The sequence below is a fragment of the Sphingomonas sp. AP28 genome (assembly GCF_056680455.1).
Map to the genome: position 1 here is coordinate 168,839 of NZ_CM155283.1, position 26,772 is coordinate 195,610.

The 26,772-nt window shown below is 61.1% G+C and carries 27 protein-coding genes; 11 read left to right on the top strand and 16 right to left on the bottom strand.

Going from position 1 to position 26,772, the window contains the following annotated elements; all coding sequences use genetic code 11:
* Window positions 1-19: 19 nt before the first annotated feature.
* The gene (locus tag AC1MH0_RS00765) at window positions 20-967 is read right to left on the bottom strand and encodes a CE1 family esterase (RefSeq protein ID WP_480964253.1); all 948 of its coding nucleotides are present in this window, start codon (window positions 965-967) and stop codon (window positions 20-22) included.
* A gap of 201 nt (window positions 968-1,168) precedes the next feature.
* Between AC1MH0_RS00765 and AC1MH0_RS00770 the strand changes: the two genes are divergently transcribed.
* The 5 genes from AC1MH0_RS00770 to AC1MH0_RS00790 all read left to right on the top strand — a co-directional run bounded on the left by AC1MH0_RS00770 (window position 1,169) and on the right by AC1MH0_RS00790 (window position 7,346).
* On the top strand, window positions 1,169-1,378 hold the full coding sequence (locus tag AC1MH0_RS00770; RefSeq protein ID WP_480964254.1) for a hypothetical protein: 210 nt from the start codon (window positions 1,169-1,171) through the stop codon (window positions 1,376-1,378).
* Between the two features lie 88 nt (window positions 1,379-1,466).
* Entirely contained in the window at window positions 1,467-3,704 is a 2,238-nt protein-coding gene (locus AC1MH0_RS00775; RefSeq protein WP_480964255.1) for a TonB-dependent receptor, read from the top strand.
* Entirely contained in the window at window positions 3,704-4,999 is a 1,296-nt protein-coding gene (locus AC1MH0_RS00780; RefSeq protein ID WP_480964256.1) for a spinster family MFS transporter, read from the top strand. The genes AC1MH0_RS00775 and AC1MH0_RS00780 overlap by 1 nt, the downstream gene beginning before the upstream one ends.
* Window positions 5,000-5,015: 16 nt before the next feature.
* Window positions 5,016-6,587, top strand: coding sequence for an AMP-binding protein (locus tag AC1MH0_RS00785; RefSeq protein WP_480964257.1), 1,572 nt, complete (start codon window positions 5,016-5,018; stop codon window positions 6,585-6,587).
* Between the two features lie 42 nt (window positions 6,588-6,629).
* Window positions 6,630-7,346, top strand: a complete 717-nt coding sequence (locus AC1MH0_RS00790) for a TetR/AcrR family transcriptional regulator (RefSeq protein WP_480964258.1) — start codon at window positions 6,630-6,632, stop codon at window positions 7,344-7,346.
* Between the two features lie 797 nt (window positions 7,347-8,143).
* On the opposite strand, the gene AC1MH0_RS00795 is transcribed toward AC1MH0_RS00790, so the two are convergent.
* On the bottom strand, window positions 8,144-8,347 hold the full coding sequence (locus AC1MH0_RS00795) for a hypothetical protein (RefSeq protein ID WP_480964259.1): 204 nt from the start codon (window positions 8,345-8,347) through the stop codon (window positions 8,144-8,146).
* A gap of 713 nt (window positions 8,348-9,060) precedes the next feature.
* Here AC1MH0_RS00795 and AC1MH0_RS00800 point away from each other — a divergent pair.
* Window positions 9,061-9,189: a hypothetical protein gene (locus AC1MH0_RS00800; RefSeq protein ID WP_480964260.1), complete on the top strand. Its 129-nt coding sequence runs from the start codon at window positions 9,061-9,063 to the stop codon at window positions 9,187-9,189.
* Here AC1MH0_RS00800 and AC1MH0_RS00805 read toward each other — a convergent pair.
* From AC1MH0_RS00805 to AC1MH0_RS00825, 5 genes are all read right to left on the bottom strand, one after another.
* Window positions 9,180-10,649, bottom strand: coding sequence for an efflux transporter outer membrane subunit (locus AC1MH0_RS00805; protein WP_480964261.1), 1,470 nt, complete (start codon window positions 10,647-10,649; stop codon window positions 9,180-9,182). The two genes, AC1MH0_RS00800 and AC1MH0_RS00805, sit on opposite strands and share 10 nt — an antisense overlap.
* A 4-nt stretch (window positions 10,650-10,653) precedes the next feature.
* Window positions 10,654-12,180 (bottom strand): DHA2 family efflux MFS transporter permease subunit, encoded by a 1,527-nt coding sequence (locus tag AC1MH0_RS00810; protein WP_480964262.1) that lies wholly within the window; start codon window positions 12,178-12,180, stop codon window positions 10,654-10,656.
* A 20-nt stretch (window positions 12,181-12,200) separates the two neighbouring features.
* On the bottom strand, window positions 12,201-13,397 hold the full coding sequence (locus AC1MH0_RS00815; RefSeq protein ID WP_480964263.1) for an HlyD family secretion protein: 1,197 nt from the start codon (window positions 13,395-13,397) through the stop codon (window positions 12,201-12,203).
* Window positions 13,398-13,931: 534 nt separating this feature from the next.
* Window positions 13,932-14,087, bottom strand: coding sequence for a hypothetical protein (locus AC1MH0_RS00820; RefSeq protein ID WP_480964264.1), 156 nt, complete (start codon window positions 14,085-14,087; stop codon window positions 13,932-13,934).
* A gap of 34 nt (window positions 14,088-14,121) precedes the next feature.
* Window positions 14,122-14,532, bottom strand: a complete 411-nt coding sequence (locus AC1MH0_RS00825; RefSeq protein WP_480964265.1) for a hypothetical protein — start codon at window positions 14,530-14,532, stop codon at window positions 14,122-14,124.
* A 76-nt stretch (window positions 14,533-14,608) separates the two neighbouring features.
* On the opposite strand from AC1MH0_RS00825, the gene AC1MH0_RS00830 reads away from it, so the two are divergent.
* Window positions 14,609-15,019, top strand: coding sequence for a GNAT family N-acetyltransferase (locus AC1MH0_RS00830; protein WP_480964266.1), 411 nt, complete (start codon window positions 14,609-14,611; stop codon window positions 15,017-15,019).
* Window positions 15,020-15,076: 57 nt separating this feature from the next.
* On the opposite strand, the gene AC1MH0_RS00835 is transcribed toward AC1MH0_RS00830, so the two are convergent.
* Complete coding sequence (locus tag AC1MH0_RS00835) at window positions 15,077-15,583, bottom strand: N-acetyltransferase family protein (protein ID WP_480964267.1); 507 nt, start codon at window positions 15,581-15,583, stop codon at window positions 15,077-15,079.
* A gap of 14 nt (window positions 15,584-15,597) precedes the next feature.
* A complete protein-coding gene (locus AC1MH0_RS00840) occupies window positions 15,598-16,077 on the bottom strand; it encodes a GNAT family N-acetyltransferase (RefSeq protein WP_480964268.1) in 480 nt (159 codons plus the stop codon).
* Between the two features lie 181 nt (window positions 16,078-16,258).
* On the opposite strand from AC1MH0_RS00840, the gene AC1MH0_RS00845 reads away from it, so the two are divergent.
* Window positions 16,259-17,182 carry a CPBP family intramembrane glutamic endopeptidase gene (locus AC1MH0_RS00845; protein WP_480964269.1) on the top strand — a complete coding sequence of 308 codons (924 nt, stop codon included), beginning with the start codon at window positions 16,259-16,261 and terminating at the stop codon, window positions 17,180-17,182.
* 213 nt (window positions 17,183-17,395) lie between these two features.
* Here AC1MH0_RS00845 and AC1MH0_RS00850 read toward each other — a convergent pair whose 3' ends face one another.
* Window positions 17,396-18,790 carry an IS1182 family transposase gene (locus tag AC1MH0_RS00850; RefSeq protein ID WP_480965796.1) on the bottom strand — a complete coding sequence of 465 codons (1,395 nt, stop codon included), beginning with the start codon at window positions 18,788-18,790 and terminating at the stop codon, window positions 17,396-17,398.
* Between AC1MH0_RS00850 and AC1MH0_RS00855 the strand changes: the two genes are divergently transcribed.
* Window positions 18,686-18,985 (top strand): hypothetical protein, encoded by a 300-nt coding sequence (locus AC1MH0_RS00855; RefSeq protein ID WP_480965811.1) that lies wholly within the window; start codon window positions 18,686-18,688, stop codon window positions 18,983-18,985. The two genes, AC1MH0_RS00850 and AC1MH0_RS00855, sit on opposite strands and share 105 nt — an antisense overlap.
* A gap of 38 nt (window positions 18,986-19,023) precedes the next feature.
* Window positions 19,024-19,974 carry a polysaccharide deacetylase family protein gene (locus AC1MH0_RS00860; RefSeq protein ID WP_480964270.1) on the top strand — a complete coding sequence of 317 codons (951 nt, stop codon included), beginning with the start codon at window positions 19,024-19,026 and terminating at the stop codon, window positions 19,972-19,974.
* 123 nt (window positions 19,975-20,097) lie between these two features.
* On the opposite strand, the gene AC1MH0_RS00865 is transcribed toward AC1MH0_RS00860, so the two are convergent.
* From AC1MH0_RS00865 to AC1MH0_RS00875, 3 genes are all read right to left on the bottom strand, one after another.
* Complete coding sequence (locus AC1MH0_RS00865) at window positions 20,098-20,436, bottom strand: hypothetical protein (protein ID WP_480964271.1); 339 nt, start codon at window positions 20,434-20,436, stop codon at window positions 20,098-20,100.
* A 132-nt stretch (window positions 20,437-20,568) separates the two neighbouring features.
* Window positions 20,569-20,886 carry a hypothetical protein gene (locus AC1MH0_RS00870; RefSeq protein ID WP_480964272.1) on the bottom strand — a complete coding sequence of 106 codons (318 nt, stop codon included), beginning with the start codon at window positions 20,884-20,886 and terminating at the stop codon, window positions 20,569-20,571.
* A 527-nt stretch (window positions 20,887-21,413) separates the two neighbouring features.
* On the bottom strand, window positions 21,414-22,079 hold the full coding sequence (locus tag AC1MH0_RS00875) for a PAS domain-containing protein (protein WP_480964273.1): 666 nt from the start codon (window positions 22,077-22,079) through the stop codon (window positions 21,414-21,416).
* Window positions 22,080-22,387: 308 nt separating this feature from the next.
* Between AC1MH0_RS00875 and AC1MH0_RS00880 the strand changes: the two genes are divergently transcribed.
* Window positions 22,388-22,753, top strand: coding sequence for a bleomycin resistance protein (locus AC1MH0_RS00880; protein ID WP_480964274.1), 366 nt, complete (start codon window positions 22,388-22,390; stop codon window positions 22,751-22,753).
* Between the two features lie 163 nt (window positions 22,754-22,916).
* Here the strand turns inward: AC1MH0_RS00880 and AC1MH0_RS00885 are convergent, their stop codons facing one another.
* The 3 genes from AC1MH0_RS00885 to AC1MH0_RS00895 are packed head-to-tail and all read right to left on the bottom strand — an operon-like array spanning window position 22,917 to window position 26,772.
* Entirely contained in the window at window positions 22,917-25,295 is a 2,379-nt protein-coding gene (locus AC1MH0_RS00885; RefSeq protein WP_480964275.1) for a xanthine dehydrogenase family protein molybdopterin-binding subunit, read from the bottom strand.
* A complete protein-coding gene (locus tag AC1MH0_RS00890; protein ID WP_480964276.1) occupies window positions 25,292-26,284 on the bottom strand; it encodes an FAD binding domain-containing protein in 993 nt (330 codons plus the stop codon). Before AC1MH0_RS00890 ends, AC1MH0_RS00885 begins: the two co-directional genes overlap by 4 nt.
* A complete protein-coding gene (locus tag AC1MH0_RS00895; protein WP_480964277.1) occupies window positions 26,281-26,772 on the bottom strand; it encodes a (2Fe-2S)-binding protein in 492 nt (163 codons plus the stop codon). The genes AC1MH0_RS00890 and AC1MH0_RS00895 overlap by 4 nt, the downstream gene beginning before the upstream one ends.

Genomic DNA, 26,772 nt, shown 5'->3' on the forward strand with positions numbered 1-26,772 from the left:
GGGGGAGGATCGCGACGCTTTAAAGTCTGAAGACATTTTCCCAGATATATTCCGAGACATCGATCGGCGGGAAATAGCTGCCGTCATAGCCTAGCCCAACATAGCCGCCGTAGAGCACGTGCTTGCCCCCGCTCACGGTGACGAGCTCGGCGTTTACGCCGCCGTTGCAGCTGCGATAGGATTCCGATCGGACCTCGTCGTTGATTTGGCGGCGCGTGAGGTCGTCGCTGCAGCCGTCGATCCGCTTCCATTCGGCTAGACTTTCACGCGCACCTTGCACACCCAGTGGCACGCCGGCGAGATCGTTGGGCAGGCCGGGTATCGCGGGCGTGGAGCCGTAATAGCCGATCGTCTTGTCGTCGGTCGCGGCGATCTCGGTCACGCTGATAGGCTTGGCTGGCCGGCACGTATTGGTGTTGAGCGGGAACGACACCGAGGCGACCGCGCGGACCAAGTCGGCGCTCTCGCATGCCATCCGCTGCGCAAGGCCGCCGCCGTTCGAGATCCCGGTGACAAAGACCCGGTCGGCATCGATATTGGCGCGGCCCTTCAGCGCGATGATGACGCCGCGCAGGAAGCCCACATCGTCGGCACGTACCGCGTCGCCAACCGCGCAGCAGCCATAGGCGTTCCAGCTCAAGGCGATCCCGTCGGGCCACACCGCGATGAAGCCGCGCTTGTCGGACTGCGCAAGCTGTCCCGAATATTTGCGTTCGTCCGCGGCGTAGCTGGTGAAGCCGTGCAGATCGAGTAGTAGCGGCACCGCGTGGTCGCCGCGATAACTGGCCGGCACGTGCACCAGATAGGTGCGTGGCAAACCGCCCGACAGCATGACGATCGAATAGTCGCCGGGCTTCAGGCAATTGGTCGCGCACGGCGCCGCGTTGGCGGCAGGCACCAGCACAAACAGGCCGGCAAGCAACAATGCCATGGCGCATAGCCGGGCGAACAGTTGTCGTATCTTCATGGTCCTCTCCTCTTTTGTTATTGCGGGGCCCGCTGCGGCAGTGGGCGTAGGCCGCCATCGTCGCGAAGTTCGGGGGGTAGGGGCGGATCGACGAACGCCTTCCGCGGCCGCATCTCGGCGAGCGATTGCGGTGGGAGTGCAGCGATCGGTAAGGTCAGTGTCGGCTTAGCAGGGGCCAGATCGGGCCGAGGTGCGGGACGGGTGAGCGCGATCGTCGGTACGGTCACCACACGAATCGTTCGGGGCTCGTCCGTCGTGTCCGGTCGCGAATCGCACGCCGCCAATGGCAGCAAGGCCGGGCCAAAGAACACCATCATCCACCGACACGGTATCGCGCGCATGATCCTCTCCTTGCGACCGCGCTATCGCGGTTCACAACGCAGCGTATCGCAACAAAAAGACATTAACTAGAGAATTAATGAAAGTTGACAGCAGTCTGTGTCCGGTGCCAGATAAGTGTCGACGCGCCGCAGAGCGCGATCTTCAGAGAGGATCAAGAATGCGCAAATTTCTGCTGTCGGCGTCGGTGTGCGCCTTGATGACTGCCGGCATTGCCCGCGCCCAGGATGTGCCTGCGAACTCCAGTCAGACCACTGACCCCGCTGCGGCAGCGGCCCCTGCCGATTCTGCGTCGACCGACCAGGATATCGTCGTTACCGCCGAGCGCCGCTCGACCAGCCTGCAGCGCACGCCCGTTGCCGCCTCGGTGCTTACCGGCGAGGATCTGGTGCGAAAGGGCGTCAACGGCGTCGAACAGTTGCAGTTCGCGACTCCGTCGCTGACGGTCAACACCGCAGGGCAGGGTAATGCCTTCAACATTCGCGGCATCGGCAAGACCGAACAGTCGAGTGCGATCGGCGTTGGCGTCATCACCTATCGCGACGGCGTGGCGACGCTGCCCGGTTATTTCCAGAGCGAGCCCTATTACGACATTGCCAGCGTCGAAGTGCTGCGCGGGCCGCAGGGCACTTTTGCAGGCGGAAACGCGACCGGTGGCGCTGTATTCATCACCGAACAAAACCCGACGACCGATGCGGTCGGCGGATATGTGCTTGGCCAGTATGGCAACTATAATGACGTCAAACTCCAGGGCGCGCTTAACATCCCGAGCAGCGAAAAACTGGCGATCCGTTTTGCCGGTAACATGGAACGCCGCGACAGCTTCTACGACGTGTCCGGCCCCTGGACCGGCAATGCGGGCGATCGTCGCGACTACAGCGCGCGCGCGAGCATTCTCTGGCAGCCAACCCCGCAGATCCGCATCCTGCTGAAGGGCGATTACAACAACATCAACTATGGCGGCATTCCTGCCGGTCGCGCGACCGAGACCGGCGATCCGCTCAAGATTTCCAGTAATGCGCCGCTCTCGGGCGGCGACGAGTTCGGCCGCGTCGTGCTGAACGCGAGCTACACCACCAATGGCGGTGTCGTGCTGCGCTCGATCAGCGGCTTCCAGCGGGGCACTACGCACGTTTCCTATGACGGCGACGGCACTGCGGCGACGGGCACGCCGGCGAACCCGGCGATCAACTTCCGTGACAACATCACTGAAGAAATCTGGAGCCAGGAATTCAATATCGTCTCGCCAGATACCGGCCCGTTCACCTGGGTCCTCGGCGGCTTCTACCAGCACGACAACATCACCATCCCGGCGAACGGCGGCTACGTCGTCGACAACACGCCCAATTCGATCAGTCCGCTGGTGTTCGATACTACGCTGGAGGGCACGAACCCCAAGACCGCGCTCGCCGGGTTCGGGCAGGTGGGCTACGAAATAACAAATGGCCTCCAGATCCAGGCCGGTGCGCGCTGGTCGCGTACGACCTCGGCGAACGATGCGGTTGCGCGGGCGACGTTGCCGTTCCTCGCCAATCCGATCATTTCGCTCGTTCAGAACGACAAGACCGTCGACAAGAAGGTGAACGGCAAGGTTGCTCTCAACTGGACTGTGAACCCGAACCACTTCCTCTACGCCTTCGTCGCGACCGGTGCGAAGGCAGGCGGCCTGAACGGCCCCAACGTCAATGGCATCACGCCGCGCGCGTTCGATGCCGAGGACGTCACCGACTACGAGCTCGGCTACAAGGGCACGTTCCTGGACGGCCATCTGCGCACGCAACTCGGCGGCTATTACAGTGAGTACAAAAAATATCAGATCAGCATCGTCGATCCGACGACGCCGAGCATTTCGTCGATCTTCAACGTACCCGGCAAGACAAAGCTCTACGGCGTAGAACTGTCAGCGCAGGGCAGCTTCGGACCACTCCGCGTCGACCTTGCTACTTCGATCTCCAATTCGAAGCTCGGCCGCTTTTACGCGATCGATCCGCGGCTCGGGACCGGAGCCACGCTCGTCTGCAACGCATCGACCGGGCCCGCGACAGCACGCTGCATCAACCTGACGGGGAACGAGCAGGCCTATGCGCCCAAATTTACACTGAGCACTGGCGTGCAATATGCCATTCCGCTTGGTGAGAAGGCGACGCTGACCCCGCGCGCTGACTATGCACATATTGCGTCGACCTTCGGCACGCTGTTCCAGAATACGTTGCTGGGTGACCGGCTGGAGGCACGGAACATCGTCAACGCTCAGCTGACGCTCGCGACTGGCGATTGGTCGATTGCAGGCTTCTCGACCAACCTCAGCGACCAGCATTACGTTGCTGCGATCAACGGCGTGCGCCGCCTGGCTGGCGCCCCGCGCCAGTACGGCCTCCGCGTCAGCCGGTCGTTCTGATGGCGAGCGAGGCCGAAATGTCCGCCCGGCCGAGCCGCTACGCCTGGGTGGTGCTTGGCCTGCTATGTTTCGTCTATGTACTGAACTTCCTTGATCGGCAGTTGCTGTCGATCCTGGCCAAACCGATCCAGGACGAGCTGCACGTTACCGACGGACAGCTCGGGCGCCTCGGAGGGCTCTATTTCGCGCTGTTTTACTGCATCCTTGGCGTACCGGTTGCTTGGCTGGCGGATCGCGGCAACCGCGTGCGCGTTTTAACGATCGCGTGTGCATTGTGGAGCGCGGCAACCATCGCGTGCGGGCTATCAGCCAATTACGGTCAGCTTGCAGCGGCGCGGATGAGCGTCGGCATTGGCGAGGCGGGCGGGGTACCGCCGTCCTATTCTGTGATCTCGGACTATTTCCCGCCACATCGTCGCGGGCTTGCCTTGGGGCTGTTCAACCTGGGGCCGCCGCTCGGCCAGGCACTGGGCGTCGCATTCGGAGCGAAGATCGCAGCGGCGTACGACTGGCGGTTAGCGTTCATACTGCTGGGAGCCGCCGGGCTGATCGCGGCGGCAGCCGTATGGGCGTTCGTACGGGAGCCGAAGCGCGGCGCCACCGATCTCCCCCTGCCCGTAGTGCAGGAGGGCGACGCGCCTACCTTCGGATCGACATTGAAGCTCTTCTTCACGCGGCCGACCTTGATGCTCGTGTCGCTGGCGGCCGGCGCAACGCAATTCGTGACCTATGCGACGCTCGGCTTCACCACCCTGTTCCTAATGCGTGAGAAAGGTATGACGCTTGACCAGATCGCGATCTGGTATGCGCTAGTACTGGCGATCGGGGTTAGCGCGGGCATCTATTTGTCCGCACGGCTAATCGACCGCCATGCAGCGAGCAAGCCGGAGATCTACGGCACAATGCCGGGCTATGCCCTGCTGCTAGCCGTGCCGTTCTTCATCGGTTTCGTCTGGGCGCCGACTTGGCCGCTGGCGATGGCCTGTCTGATTGGACCGACCTTCTTCAACTACTTCTATCTGACGCCGGCCGTTGCGCTCGTCCAGAACGCCGTCAAACCGCGGCAGCGAACGCTCGCGGGCGCGGTGCTGCTGCTGATCATGAACCTGATCGGCCTTGGACTTGGGCCGACCTGGTTGGGCGCGGCCAGCGACTGGTTCAAAGCAAGTCACCCCGGCCATTCGCTTCAGTTCGCTTTCTACACGCTGGTGCCATTCTACTTCCTCGCCATTGCGCTGCATTTCGCGCTCGCCCGCGCGCTGAAGCGCGAACGCACCTTGAACCTGACGGAATGACATGACCCCTGGATTGATGCAGCCCTATGCTCTGACGCTCGACAAGTTTCTCGACCATGCCGCCAAATGGCATGGTCGCGCAGAGGTTGTGACCGGCGACGACGAAAATTCGACACGGGTCGACTATGCCACGTTGCGCGAGCGCGCCAATCGGTTGTCGGGTGCGTTTGCTGCTTTGGGCCTGCGGCAGGGTGATAATCTCGCGACGCTCGCCTGGAACAGCCAGGCCCATATGGAATGTTGGTACGGTGCTGTCGGTACCGGAGTCGTATGCCACACGCTGAACCCGCGCCTAGCGCCAGCGCATCTCGTTGGCATGATCCATCAGGCGCAGAATCGTATACTCGCGGTCAGTCCTGGCCTCGCACCGCTGGTCGAGGAGCTGATCGCCGCCTGCCCGACGATCGCGCACGTCGTACTGCTGGGTGATCCGGGCGCCGATCATCCGGTGCCGACATCCGATCGCGTCCGCATCTGGCGACTGGACGAGTTGCTTGAAACGCACGGCACACCGATGCCTTGGGGCGCGTTTGACGAGACCGCGCCTGCGGGCCTCTGCTTCACCTCGGGCACCACCGGTGCGCCCAAGGGCGTGACCTACACGCATCGTTCGAATTATCTGCAGACGCTACACCTGTTACAAGCAGACGTGATCGGCCTTCGTTCGTCCGACGCAGTGCTGGTTGCGGTGCCGATGTTTCATGCCAATGGTTGGGGCCTTGCCTTTGCGGGACCGGCGACCGGCGCACGGTTGGTGCTGCCTGGCCGCAACCAGGACGGTGCAAGCCTTGCACGCCTGATCGACGACGAACAGGTGACTGTCGCGGTCGGGGTCGCGACCGTGTGGCTCGGGCTGATCGATCATCTCGAGCGGTCGGGTGGTGATCTCCCGTCGCTCCAGCGGGTCATTCTCGGCGGTTCGTCGGTGCCGCAGGCGCTGATGGACCGCATCGAAACCCGCCTCGGCGTCACGGTGCAGACGAGTTGGGGGATGACCGAACTGTCGCCGCTCGGCACGATCATGCCAGCCGACACCTCTGTCCGCAGTTCAGCCCAAGCCGGCAAGCCACCGATCGGCGTCGACTTGCTGTTGACCGATGAAGCGGGCAAACCGCTGCCAGAACAGCGCGGGCATGAGGGCCGGCTACGCGTGCGTGGCGCAAGCGTGCTGGAGCGTTATTTTGGCGCCGCCGAAACCGCGCTCGATGCGGCGGGCTGGTTCGACACCGGCGATCTCGCGACGATCGACGCCGACGGTAGGTTGAGCATTACCGGTCGTGCCAAGGACCTGATCAAGTCGGGCGGCGAATGGATCAACCCAGGCGAGATCGAAGCGATCATCGGCGCGCTGCCGGAGGTCGCGCTGGTCGCCGTCGTCGGCCGAGCGCATCCCAAATGGGGAGAGCGGCCGGTATTGGTGGTCGAGCCCCGGCAGGGTGCTGAACCGACCGACGAGACGCTGCTCGCCGCGCTAAAGGACCGGATCGCAAGCTGGTGGATGCCCGATGTGATCGTCCGCGTCGTCGCCATGCCGCTGGCGATGACCGGCAAGATCGACAAGATGCGCTTGCGCGCCGAGCATGGCTGAGGCCATGCACGCGGCACGGAACTGAAAGATTTGGGAGCTCGCATGCCGGAACTGGGTGCACAACCGCCACGCACGCGCACTACCAAGGCGGATCAGCGTGCCGCCACGATGGAACAGATCTACGACGCCGCCGAGGAACTGTTCTCGCATCGCGGCCTCTACGGCGTCACGCTAAAGGAAGTCGCGCAGAAGGTCGGCGTTCACCAGTCGCTGCTGCACTATTATTTCAAGGACAAGAAGGAGCTGTTCGACGCGGTGATCGCGCGCCGTGCGCCGGTGACGATCGAGCGGCGCATGGCCGCGCTTGACACCTACGAGCGCGAGGTGGGTGATGCGATTACCGTCGAGGGCGCGCTGCATGCCTATCTCGATGTTGACCTCGACCTGCACGGCCATGGTGACGCGGGCTGGCGCAACTACGGTCAGCTAGGTGCGCAGATGAGCAACACCGCCGAATGGGGCGCCGAGCTGATGGACACCTATTTCGACGTGATCGTGCTCCGACTAATCGACCTGCTGCAGCGCGCGCTTCCGGATTGCCCGCGTCAGGATCTGTTCTGGGGGTATCACTTCGTCACCGGCGGTCTGATGCTTACATTGGGGCGGACCGGCCGGATCGACAAATTGTCGGACGGGTTGTGCCGCTCGGACGATTTCGAAGCGGTGAAGGAGCGCATGGCTCGGTTCATGGCGGCGGGGTTCTTAGCCACCTGCCAGGCTCGCAAGGCAGAGCGGGTAGAACTACAACGCGGTAGCTGACGCCAGGATGCCGGTCGCGAACGTTAGGCGATGCTCGTTCGAGGCTTCCGGCGACCTCGGTTGAACGGGCGATTATCTAGACAGGCAGGATTGGGATCGATGTTCGATCACCGGTTTACACCTGACACCGTACATCGGTTTAAGCTGACGCCGGCAACCTATTAATTGAGATAGGATACCATGGGGTCGTCACCGGAACTACCTGGCTGATCGCAGCATACACATGGGACACGATCGGCGCTGCCTTTGATGGAACGCCGCGTCGATCACGCGCGCAGTTAACGCACCTTTAGTCCTGGACGGCATTCCTCAATCGACGCTGGTTGTTCGCGACGTCGATGAGGCGGCGTGCGCGATGAGAGTTATAGAAGCGATGGCATCCCAAATGCCGTCGCTCTATCTTGAGTAATCATAGCGGCACAAGCGGGCGCCGCTACGATCTTCGGTCAGCGGCGGTTATGCCGGTAGTAGCGCGGGCTTCGGTAGTTTCGCGGGCTCCGGTAGCCACGGTTCCCGCGGTATGCATTGCGGCGCGCATAGCCGCGATGAACTGCTGCACGGCGGTTGTAGCGATATGCACGGGCGCGCTGAGCGCGACGGACTTGCGGCCGATGTGCCCTGCTGTATCCTCCGTGGGAACGGTAAGATTGTGCCGTAGCTTCGGTGGGGCTGACCGAAGCACCTATCCCGGTGAACATCAAAGCCATCGCAATCAGCATCATCAGTTTTTTCACTAAACGAACTCCCCTATTGAATTGGTGTCCGGTGACGACGGCCGGCACCGGTTCTTCCGCCGCTTAACGACAGACGCGCACCTTGCGGTGGTTACGGAATTCCATCCGGCAAACTTGACGGTGACGTACGCTCTTCTTGACCATGGTACGATGAACTACCGTCTTGTGGACTTCACGGGCGCCGTGGTTCTGGGCATTCGCTGCACCAGCCGTGAGGCCGAGCGAGGCAGCCATCGCAGCGGCAGCGAGGATCTTGGCGAGCTTCATACGTTTCCTTTCAGTCCCCGACATCGGGCAAGCGAGAGTATTACGCAGAAGAAATGACAGGGTTCCTACCCCAAATAAATGGTGCGACGAAACGATCAGCAATCCGCCCAGATGCATGAACGCCGGTGACGAGATCGCGCTGGTTACGAAGGACGTCCAGAAAAACCGGGCGGGACGCGCACCCGGGTCGATCTAGGCTGGTAAGCCGTTAGCTGACAACTCTGCCATCCATTTGCCGAGCTGTTCCTTTGTAACCGCTCTACGGGACGTCTCGGCTCCAAGTGCGTGCCGTGCAGACCGCCCAACGAGAATAATTCGTTGGACAGCTTGAGCACTGCGACGACCGGCCGATGCAAGCTTTCGAACGATGCCCCTTGGTACATGTGGGAGACGGCATCGAGGACGCGCCGCACAAAGAAGCCGCCCCCTCCCGAAGGCCGGCAACTACCCAGAAGCCGCCCCAGAGACCGCGCGCCGCTTCGCTCATCAGATCCTCGGCCGGATTCCCGAGATGCCCTGTGACAGACCCGACGTGGCGGTAAATGTCATGGGTGAGGCGGTTGTTCAGCGCTTGTATGCCCTGCTCATATCGACGCGCGCGACGCGTTGGCATCGAGCTCGCAAAGGTAAGGATCGTTGGCTTGAACCGACCTCGAGGTTGAGACACGATAGGCCATCGGGCAAGATCCGAGAGCGTTCTTATGGAGCGTGGCATGGAAGAGCTTAACCAGGTGGCCGGCCAAGGCTTGTGTCGGGATACCAGTCTGTATCCCACGGTGTTTGGTTCGATACTCGCCGCAATGATCGCGCTCGTTCTGGCGCTCTGCCTGGGCTATCTCTGAGCGGCGATCGTAGAGCTGTCGGCTGAGTTCGCGTTGCCTGTCCAGCCCCCCGCCGTTGCTACGTATAGACGCGCGACGTTGAGGAACTGACGCGCACGCGACTCGACCAGGTTCGACGTTGCCCGTTGGTAGAGCCGTTCCGAGTCAAGTGTCTGCAGGATGCCCGTGTTTCCGACTTGGAAACTTCGCCGCGACAAGCCGAGCGAGCGGCTCGCCACGTCGACGGCCTCGCGTTGGTTGGCGACCGACCGCGCGTCGCTGTCGAGCGACTGCAATAGGTCGGCGACCTGGCGGAAGGCGTCGAGTACAGTCTGGCGGTATGTCGCGTCTGCCGCCCGCGCCCGCTCGAAGGCGGCTTGCTTCTCGGCCTTCAGCGTCCCGCCGTGGAAGATCGGCGCGGTCAGCCCGGCGAACAGATCGAAGCCGCGCGTCGCGCCCGAGAAGAGGTCGCCGATCCTTGGCGTACCCTGCGTCACCGTCGCGCCCAGCGTGATGTCGGGATACAGGTTCGCCGTGGCGACGCCGATAGCGGCCGTCGACGCATGGAGGTTTGCCTCCGCCTGCAGGATATCGGGCCGCTGATGGACCAGCGCGGACGGCAGCGTGACCGGGACGGACCGCGGCAGCGTGAAGCCATTCAGGTCGAACTCGGTCGCGCCGAGATCCGCCGGCGCGGTGCCGGTGAGCGTCGCGAGCAGGTGGCGCGCCTCGGCAAGCTGTTGCCCCAGCTGCGGAATGTCCGATCGATCGGCTTCGTACTGCGCCTGCGCGTTGAGAACCTCGACCAGCGTTCCTTCGCCCGCATCCTTGCGCTTCTGCGTCAGATCGACGTTGCGGCGATCCTCGGCCAGCAGCTGGTTTGCGGTCTCGATACGCGTGCGGATCGCGGCGATTAGCAGGACCTGATTGACCACCTGTCCCGCGATCGAGAGATGGGCGGCCTGCGTCTGGCGGAGTTGCGCTTCCGCTTCGGCGCCGACCTGCTCGGTCTCGCGACGGCGTCGTCCGAACAGGTCTAGCGGATACGAGATGCCGCCGCCGACCGAATAGAGATCGAATTCCGGATTGGTCCCGGGAAAACCGAACGCCTGGAGATTGACCTGTTCGTGCTCGACGCGGGCGTTCGCGTCGACCTGAGGCAGTTGTCGCCCACGCGCCGCCGCCAGTTCCTGCCGCGCCGCCGCGAGCGTCGCGTTGCTGGCCTCTAGCGAGGCGTTGTGCGCGATCGCCCGATCGACGAACGCGTCGAGCTGCGACGATCCGAACGCGCGCCACCAGGCGAGTTGTGGTCCCTGTCCGGGCGCCGCAGACGGCCCCCCGGTATTGCGCGGTGCCGGATCTACTGGCGATACATAGCCGGTCTGGCCGGGAGCGGCGGGGCGCGTGAAATCCGGGCCGACGGTGCAACCGGCTAGCGCGAGTGCGGCGCTCGCCGCGAAGAATGGGGGGCGACGCGTCATTGGCTCAGTCCATGTGCATGGTCGGCGCCGCAGCCCCTTTTCGAGGCGGGCGCATGAGGAAGATTAGCGGGGCGGTGATCAGCGTCACCACGAACAACGCATAGAAGGCGTCGATATAGGACACCATGCTGGCCTGGCGGGTGATCTCGCCGTTGAGCCGAGCAAGGTCCGACAGCGAGTTGAAGTCGAAGTCGGGCAGGCCGGTGGTCAACGCCGGATTGTCGGGCCGCACACCCTCGACAAGCCGGGCGTGCACCGTGTCGGTGTTGCGGATCGTCATGAACTGCAGCACCGAGATGCCGATCGCCGAGCCGATGTTGCGGATCAGCGTGAACATCGCCGCGCCTTCGTTGCGCAGCCGGCTGTCGAGCGTGGCGAATGCGACCGTCGACAGCGGCACGAAGACCAAACCCGTTCCCAGCCCTTGAATAAAGCCGGTACTGACAATCAGGCTCTCGTCCATACCCAGCGAGAACCCGCTCATCCGCCACGTTGAATAGGCCGCGATCGCCAGGCCGCTGCCGATCAATAGGCGTGGATCAACGCGCTTGATGAGCTGGCCTACGGTGATCATCGAGATCATGGTGCCGAGACCGCGCGGCGCAGTGACGAGTCCGGTCAGTACAACGGGATACCCCATCAGCCCTTCTAACATGGGCGGGAGCAACGCGAGCACCGAGAAGATCAGCACGCCGAGGAAGAAGCCCAGGACCGAGCTGGCGACGAAATTGCGGTCCGCGAACAGTGAGATGTCGATGAACGGCTTCGTCGCGGTCAGCGTCTGGACGATGAACAGGTAGAAGAAGAAGACCGCGAGCGCAGCCTCGATGATGATCTCGCGGCTGGAGAACCAGTCGAGCTGTTGCCCGCGATCGAGCATCACCTGGAACGAGGCGATCGCCAGCGCCAGCATCGCGAAACCGAACAGGTCGAGCTTGATCTTCTCGATCGACTTGGTCTCCGACAGGAAGAAATACAGCCCTGCAAAAGCGAGCACGCCAATCGGCAGGTTGATGAAGAACACCCAGCGCCAGTCGTAATTGTCGGTTAGCCAACCGCCGAGCGCAGGACCGACGATCGGCCCCAGGATCGCGCCCATTCCCCAGATCGACATCGCCGATCCGTGATCCTCGGGCTTGTTAATGTCGAGGAGGATGGCCTGGCTCATCGGCACGAGCGCTGCGCCGAACACGCCCTGGAGCAGGCGGAAGCCGACGAGCTCGCCAAGGCTGGTGGCAACCCCGCAAAGCCCGCTGGCGATCGTGAAGCCGATGATCGAGTAGAGCATCAACCGCTTGCGCCCGAACCGCCCCGCCATCCAACCGGTCAAAGGGGTCACGATCGCGGCGGCGACGATATAGCTCGTAAGAACCCAGGTGATCTGATCGGCAGAGGCCGAGACGCTACCCTGCATGTGCGGAAGCGCGACATTGGCGATCGTCGAATCCAGCGAGTTCATGACCGTTGCCGCCATCACCGATGCGGTAATGAACTTGCGCGTCGTCGGATCGGGAAGCGCCGTATCGGTCACGGTGTTTGTCACGGCATTCGTCACCGGACAGCGTTCCCCCGCGGGGCGGAGGGCGGTGTATCAGCGCCGAACAGGTGACGGACATGGCCTGTATCGACATCGACTTCGACGCTGAGCCCGGCATGGAGCGGGACGTCGGTTGGAACGCGGTCCAACGTCAGTTCGACCGGCAGGCGTTGGACAACCTTCACCCAGTTACCCGTAGCATTCTCCGCAGGGAGCACCGAGAAGCTGTTGCCCGTACCGGGGCTGAAGCTGGTCACGCGTGCGGTCAGATGCAGGTCGGGAAATGCGTCGATCTTCACCGTAGCAGGTTGGCCGAGACGCATGTAGCGCAACTGGTCCTCCTTGAAGTTTGCCTCGACCCATATGCGAGTGCCGGCCAGGCTGAACACGGGGCGGGCGGCTGTGACGTAATTGCCAACCTGGAGTTGGTCTACCTTGGCGACAATCCCGTCTTGCGCAGCGCGGATGGCCGTATAGCCCAAGTTGAGCTGCGCACGTTCAAGCGCCGCCTGCGCACGCTGCACGCCCGGCTGTCGGCCGAGCGGCGTATCGACGTTACCGGACAGCTGCGCCTGCACGCTTGCATTCTGCTGCGTCGTCGTCTGGATCGCCTGGCGTGCGGTCTGTGCGGCGAGCTGTGCCTGGTCATATTGCGCCTGGCTCGAGATCCCTTCGCCGACGAGCTGCTTCTGTCGTGCCGCCTCGCGTTCGGCAAAGACCACGCGGGTACGCGCCGTCGCGAGCTCGGAGGCGCCTTGCGCATAATTGGCACGCAGTGATGCTACTTCGGTGACTGCTGCCGCCAGCTGCGCCTGAGCCTCGGCGACCTCAGCCTTGAAGGGGGCCGGATCGAGTTGGAACAGGAGGTCGCCCTTGCGCACGTGCTGGTTGTTGCGCACCGCGATCGCGATCACGCGGCCCGGTACGTTTGGGCTGACCGACACCAGCCCCGACTGGAGATAAGCGTTGTCCGTCGTCTCGTAACGTCCGCCGTGCAGGTAGAAGGCAAGCGCGCCGACGATCAGAATGATCGGCGCGATCAACAGCAACGGCTTACGCCACCGTCGTCGCGCAGGCTCGAGTGGCACGACAGGCCCCGTCGCAGGCGCGGTTTCCTTTGAGACGGTCTCGCCTGGAACGAACTCGTCGCCAAGAAGGCCATGGCCCTCGGCATTACGATCGATTTCAATGCGGGAAGCGTCGTCCGCCATTGGCTGCCTCATCTAAAAGCACCGTATCGACAGCTACCTGGTTCATCGGCACGGCATACATATTACGTATGGTAGCCTGACCTAATTAATGGTGATCGGCGGAATGTAAATGGGACGCTTAGATTGTTGGGAACTCACGCAAACCCGATGATCGGCATGTCGTCATGGCCGTCAGTCAACTGGCCGGTTATCTCACCTTCCAGACATGCTCGCGTGTGATGTACGGACGGGAACCCGGTCGGTTTGGTACATTAACGAATGTCGGAAGTCGGGGAGGCGAAACAGCCTCCTGAATGGCGGCTTGTGGGTCCTCGCGGCCGCACGCCCCCTGGGCAGATCGTCCCTGCTGAGAACGCAGCGGCATAGTTCACACACTCGTATTCTGACCCGGCGTCGTGACACTCCGCAACCCGCGGAAAAGCTAGGGTGGTGAGCCGGTTTCAAAACCGACCGGTTGTGACACGGCCCGCATTTTCGAAAAGGATCAGGATACGGGAACGGCTTCACGCCAACGCGACGCTGCTTTGGTAGTCATCAAACAACGTCGTTTGCAACTTTCATCTTCGCCAGGGCGGCGCCACGCTCGGCTATCTGGAACAAGATAGGGGCTGCTCGATCTTGATCATTGTCCCTCAATGCGGCCTTGGCTTGCTCCAGAAGGTAGCGATCACCTATCTTATCGTCGTTCAATTCCACCTCCAAATGGCGGTTCCGGGCAGATGGATTAGTTCACGCCCCACATAGCCGCGCGATTTCGCGCAAGTTCCTTCATGAACGTGTCCAGTGCGACAAGGCGCTGGTCTATTTCCGATGCGGGAACCCCATTCCATACAGAATGATCGTAGTTATCTTTCAAAGACTTAAGGTCCTCGCCAGCCTGAAAGCGCTCGGATATATAGAGCGTTTCAAGAAGCTCTGTCGGCCGCTCACGCTCGCTCGTTTTCACAAGAGCGTATTTTACGAGATACTCGGACATGATGCCGTCGTTGGATGTGCTGACCATCGCCGTCCCCTTTTCAAACTTGAATATGGGGGTGTTACGATCACCAATCCAGAGCGTTGACACCACAAGCGAAGCCCCCTCGCTCAATAGCCAGAGCACTGGGTCGGCCGATTTCTCAAATAGGATGCTCAAACGGGAAGCGCGTGAAGCGCCCGTAGCGCGTGCTAGATGGCGTGATAGATCGAGGTATCGGACGCTAGAGGCGATTATGGCGGTCACATTGAAATTGCAGAAGGTGACGGAAGCCGATCCGGCACGGGGTTGGTCACCGGCTGAATTCTACGACATAGTGGCTGCCGGGAAGGTGGTTGGTACCATCCAGCTTCGCCTCGGGAACACCGACTATATGCGCATGTATGGCGGGCATGTGGGATACAAGGTCGAACCAGAACATAGGGGCCACGGCTACGCGAGCATGGCGCTAGCGGTATTGCGTCCGATTGCTCACCACCACGGTTTCAATGAAATCTGGATCACCGTTCGGCCGGATAATGCTGCATCTTGCCGCACGCTGGATAATGCCGGAGCGAGCTATGAAGGAACGGTTTCAGTCCCGCTCGACAGCGACCTGTATGCGCGGGGCGACCTCCGTATGCGGCGATACCGCCTATCCGTCTAACCGGCTCCTGCTCATTCCCAAAAGGATCGAGAAATGAGAGTGGCAGCTGCAATGGCGTTAGAGGGCTGGTATGCCCGGAACGCCGCACAAGGGACGGGTTAGCTCTATGCGGCGATGCCTTAGCCTCTTGAAAAGGTCGGGGCCGACACGCCGAAGCTCCCTGTATCCCAGCGACCGCCAGAACCTTTCTGCCCCCTCGTTCTCCTCAAGGACAGACAGCCGCATCTCCCGCGCTCCGCGAGCTTCGACCCATCGCTCAATGGCTTCATAGATCGAGCGACCTGTACCCTGGCCTCTCTGGGCCTCGTCGACGATCAGGAAGCCCAAATACCAAACGCCATCGTCTGGATAATCACTTAGGATGGCTGCGACGGCGTAGAGGCCGTTGTTACCGCGCCAACCAAGAATGGTTTGATCCGCAGCGCTTTTCCCCTCCGGGACATCGCGAAACAGCTCGGTGGCATCCGCACGTGTTGCCGGCTCACCGTCCTGCAAGAGGAAGTAGTCGGCGCAGCGCGCATATAGGCCGGCAACATCCTCAACATCATTCTCTGTGAGGATCAAGGGCAGATGCTCTTCTATTTAAGGCGCTTTCGAAGGAAGAATTTCCGCTGTCCGATTGGATGATCTTCCAATTCCCCAAAAACCTCAAAACCCAGCTTTTCGTAGAACCCCCTGGCCTGGAACTCGAAGGTATCAAGGTACACCCCAATGCAGTCGTTTGCGCGAGCGATGCTCTCCGCCTCTGCCATCAACCTTTTGCCATAGCTTCCACCACGATATTCTTCCGGCACGGTGAGTAGGTCGACAAACAGCCAATCGTAGGCACATTTACCCCACAAGCCGCCTACATGAGAGCCAGCATCATCCGTCAGTAGGATAGCGACCGAACGAATGCGCGGGTCCCCGCCACGGGCAACGTTGTATGCGCGAAGCGGCGCGGCAATCGCGTTACGGTCGGCGTCAGATGGATGCTCAGGAATCGTAATTTGGAGTGGCATATCGCAACGTAACCGAACGGTACTCTCCATTAAAGGCATCTCAAAACGGAACGGCATCTGTAGATATCAGCGCTAATTGGCACCTTCTGTCAGCGATATATGTCACCGCGCGGCGGGGCGCGGGATTCTCGGAATGGATCGAATTTTGGGAAAAGCGAGGTACCGTCGGAATGCCTCGTTGACCGCTGTGTTGTACCGCAGCAACACACGAAGATCGCACGGCGCGGCAGGAGGATCGATGACGACCAAATCGTTCTTGGCAACTCGATCGGGTTCCCGATCAAGGCTAAGCGCCGTTGGAAAGGCAGTCAGCTATCTAGCCTTGGCATTTGTCGGTGCGCTTCTCGTCTCGGCTGTGGCGAAGGGCCTCCTCGGCGCATCTCTTCTTCAACTCGCGCAAGGCGGCACGGCGACAGGTACGGCGAGGGCAGTGTTATTGCTGCTTGGGTTGGTTATTGTGCCGACCGCGCTGGTTCTCCGAATCTTCAAAGAGCCGTTTAAACTCTCGGCATGGGCATTCGGCAGCGCAATGAAGCTCACAGCTTGGGGGCTTGCGACCGGCTTCATACTACTCGCGGTTATGGCAGGTTTGATGTGGCTGTTGGGTGCTGTCACGTTCGGCATCGCCACCCCGACCATATCAGCAGCGATTTCGAGCTTGATGATGTCTGCGATATTGTGGCTGGCTCAAGCAGCAGGTGAGGAAGGTCTGCATCGCGGCTATGCCTTCGTGCAAATTTGCCGTGCGCTCTCTTTTTGGCCGACCGCCGTCTTGAGTAGTGCCTGGTTCATGTACGGGCACATCGGAAACGAAGGCGAGACGGTACTCGGCATCATCGCCGCTGGACTGCTTGGCCTGGCATTATCGTACAGCCTGCTAAAGACGGGTTCCCTCTGGTTCGCGCTCGGCTTTCACGCCTCGTGGAATTTCAGCCAGAGCTTCGTCTTCGGGTTTAACAACAGCGGAGGCAAACCCCCAGCCAGCCTCCTGTCCGCCAACCTCGACGGCTCGCCATTGCTAACGGGGGGCACCACCGGACCGGAAGCCAGTTTGCTCGTTCTTCCGGTTTTGATCGTCCTGTTCGCAATCATCCAGCGGATCGCCGTCCCAACCTGCGAACGTTCGGACAGCGCGACACCCTCGATTCCGACAACCTGCTGACACTGCTTTACGGTCGGAGGCGGCTGTGGGGCCGACCCGGTCTTCCTAAAAACGAACGCAGACCGTGCGAGAACTCGCCGTCACATGGGCACGGACGTCTTTTGTTAAACGGTGGAGCTGGGCGCAAATATTTTTGAGTTACTGCCGTGGTGGCGCTGTGGTGGCTTCAAGGGGAGGCCATTGAGCGCTGCGCAGCAGATTTGGCGAGCTTGATCAGCCCTGTACGGCCCTGATCAACCCCGGCACGCCGATGAGGGTAATGGCTCTTCTTAGATTGTATGCGAGCGCGGTCAGACTGAACTCGGCGCGAACCTTCTCCAGCCCGCGCATCAGGAATGCGCCCTGGTTCATCCATTGCTTGATCGAGCCGAACGGGTGTTCGACCGTCTCGCGGCGAACGGCAAGAATATCAGGGCGCGCAACCAAGCGCCCCGCCATGCGGTCCAGCACCGCCTCGTTTTCCCAACGGTTGATGCGCCGCCAGCGACTGCTGGTACAGTTCACCTTGATTGCGCAGTCTGAACAGGCGGCGGGGTTGGAATATTGGATGTTGGCGTGGCCGCGCGTCACTGCGCGATAGCTGATGTCGAGGGTCCGGCCACCTGGGCAGTGGTACGCGTCCCCCTCAGCATCGTAGCGAAAGAGATCCTTAGAGAAACGGCCATTGGCGATGGCGCTGCCCCGTCTCGGTCGGGCGACGAAGGGTGTGATACCATTCGCCTCGCATGCTTCGATGTCCTCGCCTTTGTAATAGCCCATGTCGGCGACCACATCGATCTGCTCGACGCCTAGCGCGTCTTTCGCCGCCCCAGCAGTGGGTGCCAGCAGACCCATGTCGGTGCCGGCGTTGGTAACGTGCTGCTCGACGATCAGCTTGTGTTTCGCATCCACCGCTACCTGCGCGTTGTAGCCCACCGTGGTCTTTCGACCCGTGACCATCGCGCGCGCATCTGGGTCGGTTAGCGATATCTGGCTCTCGCCGCTGGCGTTCAGCTCGTGCAGCATCGCCTCCTGGGCCTGACGCCGCTCGCGCACCCTGGCGATCTTTGCGGCCAGTGCCCCGCTGCGGCCAGGCCCATGGCCATCCTCGCCGCGGTCGATGGCGTCCATCTCGGCAAGATACCCCTCAAGCCGCTCGTCGGCCGCGGCAATATACCTGGCCAGCTTGTCACGGGAGAAGTTGCGTCCCGGGTTGTTCACCGCCTTCAGCCGCGTGCCGTCCACCGCCAGCAGCTCGCGCCCGAACAGGTCGAGCTTGCGGCATAGGACGACGAAGGCGCGGAACACTGCCTTGAAGGCGCTCCGGTTGTCGCGGCGAAAGTCAGCGATGGTCTTGTAGTCTGGCCGAAGCCCACGCAGCAGCCAGATCAGCTCGAGGTTGCGTGCCGCCTCGGCTTCCAGCCGTCGGCTCGACCGCACCCGGTTGAGATAGCCGTACAGGTACAGCTTGAGCATGTCGCCCGGGTCATAGCCTGGCCGCCCCGTCGCCTTCGGCCGCGACCGATGAAAACCGGCCTCGCCCAGATCGAGGTCATCAACGAACGCGTCGATGAACCGAACCGGACTATCCGCTGCCACATAATCCTCTACCGATGCCGGCAGCAGCAGCGCCTGGTCGCGCGCATGACCCTCGATATATGCCATGATTACAGCATACGCCCGTCAGCAACCTTGTGGAATCACCCAGCGAGTTTTCGCACGGTCTGGAACGGTGATCGAGACGAAACAGGCGTTCTCGGAATCGATGGTAAATCGGGAAAGCTTCTCACCTTCGACCACGATCGGCTAGGTGTTGGGACATGAAAGTCCGTCTCACAGTCCGTTCCCTTCGCCGGCCCTTGATGACCACGCTGACGCTTGTCGGCTTCGCCAGCTTGGCGGTCCCCGTGTCCGCTGATCGACCGTCGCCGCCCAGAGCCGGTCGGGTCGTTGCGATCACCTTCGATGACCTGCCTTATGCCAGTGACGGATCGGCCGTCTCCCCCGACGCAGCTATTGAAGCACAGCGCCGCATCGTCAGCGCGCTGCGGCGCGCTCGCGTTCCCGCGACCGGCTTCGTCAACGAGGACAAGGTGCAGGCACTTGGGCCTGCTGGTCCTCGCCTACTTGCCGAGTGGAACAAGGGCCTCCTAGCCCTTGGCAATCACGGTTACAGCCATTTCGACAGCAACGACCTCGACGTTGCGGGGATCGAGAAGGAGGTCATGAAGGGAGAAGCAACCATCCGACCGATGGCGGCATCGAGCGACTGTCTCATCCAGTTCTTCCGCTTCCCCTACAACCATGTCGGCGACACCGAGGCCAAGCGGCTCGCGATCGAAAAGCTTCTCGCCAGTCATGGCTACAAACTCGCTGCATCGACAATCGACACGTCCGATTACCTGTTCAACAGTGCCTACGAACGCGCCTTCGCCAAGCGTGACATGGCTATGATGCAGCGGGTCGAGCGGGCCTATTTGGACCATACCCGGGTCCAGATTACCTATTATGGAGAGCTGGACCGCAAGGTTCTTGGCCGCGAGGTGCCGGCCATCATGCTTCTTCATGCCAACCGCTTGAATGCCGCGACGATCGAACCGCTACTCAGCCTGTTTCGGTCAGCCGGCTACGGGTTCGTTTCACTCGCACAGGCACAAGCCGACCCGACCTATTCGGTCATGCCTGCGGTCGCGACGAAGTTCGGTCCCATGTGGGCGTACCGATGGGCTCGGGAGCGACAGGTGAAGGTTGACGGGCGACTAGAGCAGGAGCCGCCAGCTTGGATCAGCGCCTACGCCAGTAAGACGCCGTAGGGCGTTTTTCGGCTTGTCGATTGGGATCGAATCGGGAATCACCGGGTTGGAGACAAATGCGGATGGACTGCTTTTACAATAGGTGTAAGCAAAGCGGCCATCGAGAAGGGGCTGCGTTAAGGGTTATGTCCGCTGCGGTGCGCAGTGAATGAACCTGTCCTTCCATTCCAAAGGTGCGTCCGCAACCTGCCTCATAGTCTTCTTCGTCATTGCGCTGTAGCCGTTCACATCTCCATCTTTTTCGCTAAGTCTTGCAACGGTATTTTGAAAGACGCTCGTGTAGTGGCGGTTTAAGACTTCCATAGCTCTTTTTTGTTCCGATGGCGCATTCGTGAATTCTGCCATATTTTTGTAGACGATCGACATAGCAAAGCAGTCACTTACTTGACGATCGGCAGACGAATAGCCAGTAGAACTACAAGAAGAGGCCAGAAGGGAGGCCAAGATAAAAAATAAGCGCATATTGCCTCTATGATATTTTGATCATTTTCAAGTATTATGAAGTATCGGTAAATAGTATATTATGAAACCCCCACTCGGAGGTAATAAAATTCGAGGATTGATCTGCTTATACTAAAACCGCAAAGTTGCGTTTCAGCCGGTGACGGTTGCTAGCAAAACCGCGCCGTTGATCCAAAAAACGGCCATTACTGCGGTTGTTAGCCGAGGTGACATTGGACGGTCGGGCTCGTCACCATCGTTCATATGGTTGACCGTAAACGCCTCCTCGCTGCGGCCGATAGCGAAGGTCAGCAAGTTGAAGGTCACAGCCCAACCGTTGAATAGCATGAGCAATCCGGGAAATATCCATTCGGAAGTGAACGGTCCTCCTTCCCCCAGAAGGACAACGGCCAAAACCAAGGATCCGCTGAGGACCGCTGACGCGCTTGCTCTCGTTTGGCGATCGATCATGTTCAATGCCGATAGAACCGGCAGATTATTTCCGGGTTAAGTCTCGGCTGGACAACTTCGTGCCCAACTCACCATTCCCAAAAGGGAAGGTCAAACAGGACAAGGCCGTTGATACACGCGCTGCGCGTCCCTTCCGGGTTACGCTTTCTCGAAATCTGTTCCCGATTGCATTTTCCTGAAATTGCCGGTCGGACATGGGAAAACGGGAATTGGACGAGCGGTTTGAACGGCCGGTTTCGGGAACGCATGCCGATCGAGTGAACGGCCGAAATGGAGCGCGAGTGGCCATGATGCGCCCGGTGTCACAACCGAACGGTTGTGACACCCTGTACCGACGGCTTTCGAACGTTCCAATCCTGAAAGCTGATTGGCAAAAAGTACCCAGAATAAGACGTTCCTACCGGCTCGCCAGGCTCGCCCGGACGGTCAGTCGTCCGCACATATGAACGAGCGGCAGGTTTCGGGCAGCGGGAAGGGGCGCCTGAATGGCCGGGATTGGGTCACCTCTGCCCGATGGTCCCCTAGCGTCACATCAGCATGATGGATGCATCGGGCGCTTCGTAGACGGTTGCAAGCATAGCCTCGACCCGATCCAATCCCGCTCGAGTTAGTTGAAGATTGAATGTAGCGTCCGCTTGGGCGTCAATGATATTGCGCTGGCGCAGTACGGCCACCCACCTGGTAGCAGTTGAGATTGCTACGCCCGCATAGGTCGCGATCTGGTTCAAGCCTACCGCACGGCCTTCTGCTTCGGCCAGATAAATGCCGATGAGGAGCGATCCAATTGGGTCGGTGCTGAGGTCAGCGCCGAAGAGCTTGACTCGTGCATCGTGGACATGGCGTATACGGAGCGCCGCTTCCCATAGCCTAGCTGGCGGCAGATCACGGCCGCCCTCGTGCCAGAACAGAGTACTAATCAGGCGGTCAGGGTCAGAGAAGCGAGTGACCAGAAGGTTCGCTGCGATTGAAGTACCGTCAGGGCGCAGATATCGCTTCTGCAATCGGACTGGGGCGGCAGCCGCTTCTAAGACCGACAGCATATTACCGCTTCGCTGCAAATCCCGGGGGTCGGTAATCTGCCTATATGAGATCCCAATCACGTCGCTTTCACGGCGCTGCAATAGATCGAGAAAGCCCTGATCTGCCTGCAGGATGACCCCATTGAGCGTTGATACACAATGAGCTGCCGGCATAGTTACCCCGCAAACTAATTAAACCGATAATATATAATAGTGAGGGCTTGGTGCAACGGGAGTGTCGTGGCCGTGCCGGCGATCTAACCTGCTGCTACGTCCGCGTCAGCTATCAATCCCGCGACACGCAGATTGTAGAATGGGCTTCCCGGCGAGGTGAATGAACGACCGGAGTCGAGGAGCGAGGAAGCGGCCGGAAATGACCGCAATTGGGTCTCGCTGGATCTGCACTGCTGGCCGTCTTGGCGCCTTGCGGCCAAACGGAGAAGTTGATCTACCGGAGTCGGATTATGATGGGAGCCGTTGAGATGCCCGACTTAGCTACGCCCAACCTTCCTTCTAGGCAGTTCGAGATTACAGCCCATTTCTACGAGCAGTGTGGATTTGAGCCGACTTGGAAAGACGCTCATTGGATGATCCTTAAACGGGGTGATCTCATTCTGGAATTCTTCCCGTTCCCCGATCTTGATCCGGCACAGAGCTCGTTTAGCTGCTGTTTTAGGATGGACGACGTTGGCGCGTTCTTCGAGATTCTATTATCTGCAGGTGTACCCGAATCCACGAAGGGCTGGCCGCGCATTCATCGGCCGAAAAGGGAGCCGTGGGGTGGCCTCGTTGGCGCGCTAATCGACCCGGACGGCTCGCTAATCCGGCTAGTTCAGGCTCCGAATTGAATGTCCATTATCCTTCCATGGCGACATTCGCGAGCGCGAAGCCGGGTTTCGAATTTGTTCACATTGCGAAGTTGAACACGCGTCTGAAGTTGAGGAGCTCGGGAGGGCGCGTGAACGTCCAGATCTAGGTCGATGCAGGGGAATACCCAGTTAATCGCGCGGACTACGCCAGTTTTTCCGGCGTGATTGGTAAGCTTCGGATGCGCTGACCTGTTGCGTGGAAAACGGCGTTGCCGATAGCCGGCGCCACACCGACCACGCCAATTTCGCCGACGCCTTTGCCGCCCAACGCGGTAGCCTTCATGTCGGGAATGCCAACCGAGATCGCCTGCATCTCGGGGACGTCAGCGTTCACCGGTACCGCATAGTCGGCAAAGTTGGCGTTGACGGTGCGGCCGTCGTGCTGATCGATCAGCCCCTCCTCGAGCAGGGTTTGCCCGATGCCCATGATCATGCCGCCAAACCATTGGCTTTCGGCAAGCTTTGGATTGAAAATGCGGCCGCTATCGAACGCCGACACCATGCGCTTGACGCGGATCGTGCCGAAATCCTCGTCGACGCGCACCTCGACGAATTGCGCGCACCAGGCATGAGCGGACACGCCGCCCTCCGTCGCGCCCTTCAATTGCGCGAAGCTGCGGTCGGCGCCCTTCTTCATCTCCTCGGTAGCATCCGCGGCGAATGTGTTGCCCTCGATTTCGAGCGTGACCTTGCCGACCGCCTTGAGCAGGTCGGCGATCGCCAAACCTCTGCCGGGACGGCGGGTCGGACGGATCGCGCCCTTGGCGTAGGTCAGATCCCCGATTTTCGCGGTCACCAACGGCGATCTTGGATCGTTAGCCGCCAGCGCCACTAGCGCGTCGCGCGCGTTCCTTGCGGCGCGTGTGACGGCACCGCCGAGATTGTTAGCCTGCTGCGACCCGCCAGCGAGCGCGGACCGCGGCAGAATGGTGTCGCCCAGCCGCACCTTGATGGTGTCGACTGGCACGTCGAGCACATCAGCAGCCGCCTGTGCGAGGATGGTGTAGGTGCCGGTGCCGATATCGGTACCGGAACTCAGTACCTCGATCAGACCATTCGCATGGAACACGATTTTCGCTTCGCTGGCGGTGCGGATCATCGGATAGGCGCCGGCCGCCATGCCGTAGCCGATCAACTCGCGGCCCTCGCGCATCGAACGAGGACGTCGGTCCCGCTGCCACCAGCCGATTGCGTCCGCCCCCGCGGCATAGGCTTCACGCAGCTGACGTGTCGACCAAGGCATCTGGTTGCTCGGATCGACCTTGGCCCAGTTCGCGAGCCGGAGCGTGATTGGGTCCATGTCGAGCGCATAAGCGAGCTCGTCCATCGCGCTTTCCAGCGCCCAGGCGCTCGGGTTTTCGCCGGGGCCGCGCTTCCAGCCGGGCATGACTGTATGGACCGGCGTGACGTTTACGCGCGAGACGAAGTTCGGCGTCGCGTACATGATCTTGGTGACGTTGTTGCAGGTCTCGACGTGCACCTCATCGATCGCCGTCTCGTTCCAGCTTTCATGAACGATCGAGACGATCTTGCCGTCCTTGCTCGCACCGATCGCGATGTTTTGCCGCGTCGCCGGCCGGCCGCCAAGGCCAGTGAAGGTCTGCGGCCGGGTCAGCGACACCTTGACCGGCCGCCCGAGTTTGCGCGAGGCGGCGCAGGCCAGCCCGACATGGGGATGCGCACCAATCTTCGAGCCAAAGCCGCCACCGACATAGGGCGAGATGATCCGAACGTTCTCTGCCGGAATGCCGAGCCATTCAGAGACGACGCTGCGCGCACCGCCGACCCACTGGCTTGGTTCCCAGACGGTGATCCGGTCCCCCTCCCAGGATGCGATGCAGGCATGCGGCTCTAGCGGTACGTTGTACTCGCGGGCTGTCGAGTAGCTGGCTTCCACCTTGATCGCGGCATTGGCGAGGGCGGTTGCAGCGTCGCCCCATTTGGCGCCCATCGCGTCGATCGGCTGGGGCTTGGCGTTGGGATCGTCAAGATCGACGATCGGAGGTGCATTCTCGTAGACGATTTTGAGCAGGCTGGCTGCTTCGGTCGCCTGCTCGAAACTATCCGCGACGACGAGCGCGACGTGCATGCCGTTGAACCGGACCACATTGTCTTGGATCGGCGTGAACACCTCCGTTGCTCCGCCACCGGCGCCGTAGAAGGTCGGTCTGTTGAGCTTTAGCGTATTCTGGAACGTGTAGACGTCGATGACGCCGGGCAATGCCTTTGCGGCAGTGATATCGATGCTGACGATGCGCCCGGCCGGTCGTGTGGATTGCACGGTGACGCCGTAGGCCATGTTCTCCAACGCCTGTTCGATCGCGTATCGCGCTTGTCCGGTCACCTTGAGCGGCCCCTCTGCGCGCGACAATGGTGCGCCGAGCGCCGGCTCCTTCGAAGGCGCAAGCGGACTGGCCGAAGTTTCGCTGACTGTCAGATCGACCGTCATGCCAGCCACTGCGGCTGCGCCAGCGCCCAGCTTCATGATGGCGCGGCGATCGAGATCGTTCGTGGACGTCATGCCAGGTCTCCTGCCGTCATCAGCGCACGCGCGATGACCTTCGGCGTCAGCTCGATTTTGAACGCATTATGACCGCTCGACCGTGCACCCTTCACCGCCGCTGCTGCCGCGGTACGCAGGGTCGCCTCGTCGAAGCGCTTGCCCTTCAGCACGGCTTCCACGGCGTGCAAGCGCCATGGCTTGGTAGCAACGCCGCCCACTGCAATCCGGACGTCGCGGATCGTGTAGCCGTCATCCGCAAGTTCAATGCCGACCGAGGCGCTGGTCGTGGCGAACTCATACGACGCCCGGTCACGTACCTTAAGGTAGTGCGAACGCTTGAGGACAGGGGAGCGCGGCACTTCCACGGCCACGATCATCTCACCGGGTGCCAACGCGTGCTCAAGATGCGGCGTGATGCCAGGCAACAGGAAGAAGCGATCGATGGGTACGCGCCGCTCGACCGATCCACGGACGATCACGGTCGCATCGAATGCCACCAGCGCAACCGCGAAGTCGCCGGGATAGACCGCGATGCAGGCGTCGCTGATGCCGAGGATCGCATGATTGCGATTGATCCCCGACTTTGCCGCGCAGCCAGAACCTGGGTTGCGCTTGTTGCAGTTCGCGTAGGCGCCAGGATCGCGGAAATAGGTGCACCGCGTACGTTGCATCAGGTTCCCGCCAATGGAGGCCATGTTCCGCAACTGCGCCGACGCGGCGCGCCAGAGGCTTTCGGACAGTACTGGCGCCGCGTCCTTGATACCGGGATGATCGGCGACCTTGCTCATCTTGGCGAGCGCACCGATGCGAATGACATCGTCGCCAACCTCGATGGCATCGAGACCGGGCAGGCGCGTGATGTCGACTACGTGGGCCGGTCGTTCGACGTTGAGCTTCATCAGGTCGAGCAGCGTGGTGCCGCCCGCGAGAAACTTCGTCTCCGGCTTTGTTGTCGCGATTATGGCGGCCGGTACGTCGTCGACGCGCAGGTAATCGAACGGCTTCACAGCGACGCTCCCTTGCTCATCCGACCGGCAGCATCGCGGATCGCGGCGACGATGTGCGGATAGGCGCCGCAGCGGCACAGATTGCCGCTCATATATTCGCGGATCTCGTCGTCACTGTTGGCGTGACCCTCACGAATGCACGCGACGGCGGACATGATCTGGCCCGGCGTGCAGTATCCGCACTGGAAGGCGTCATGCTGCATGAAGGCGGTCTGCACGGCGTGGAAGGCCCCGTCGGGTGCCTGAAGGCCCTCGATCGTCGTGATACGTCGTCCCTCGGCCTGCGCCGCCAGCGTGAGGCAACTCAGCACGCGCTCGCCATCGATATGGACGGTGCATGCGCCGCATTGCCCTTGGTCGCAGCCCTTCTTCGTACCGGGGAGATCGGCATGCTCGCGCAAGGCATCGAGAAGTGTCGTGCGGGTGTCCAGCCGGAGGTCATGGCGCTGGCCATTAACCTCCAGCGTAATGGGTCGAGCAGGCGACAT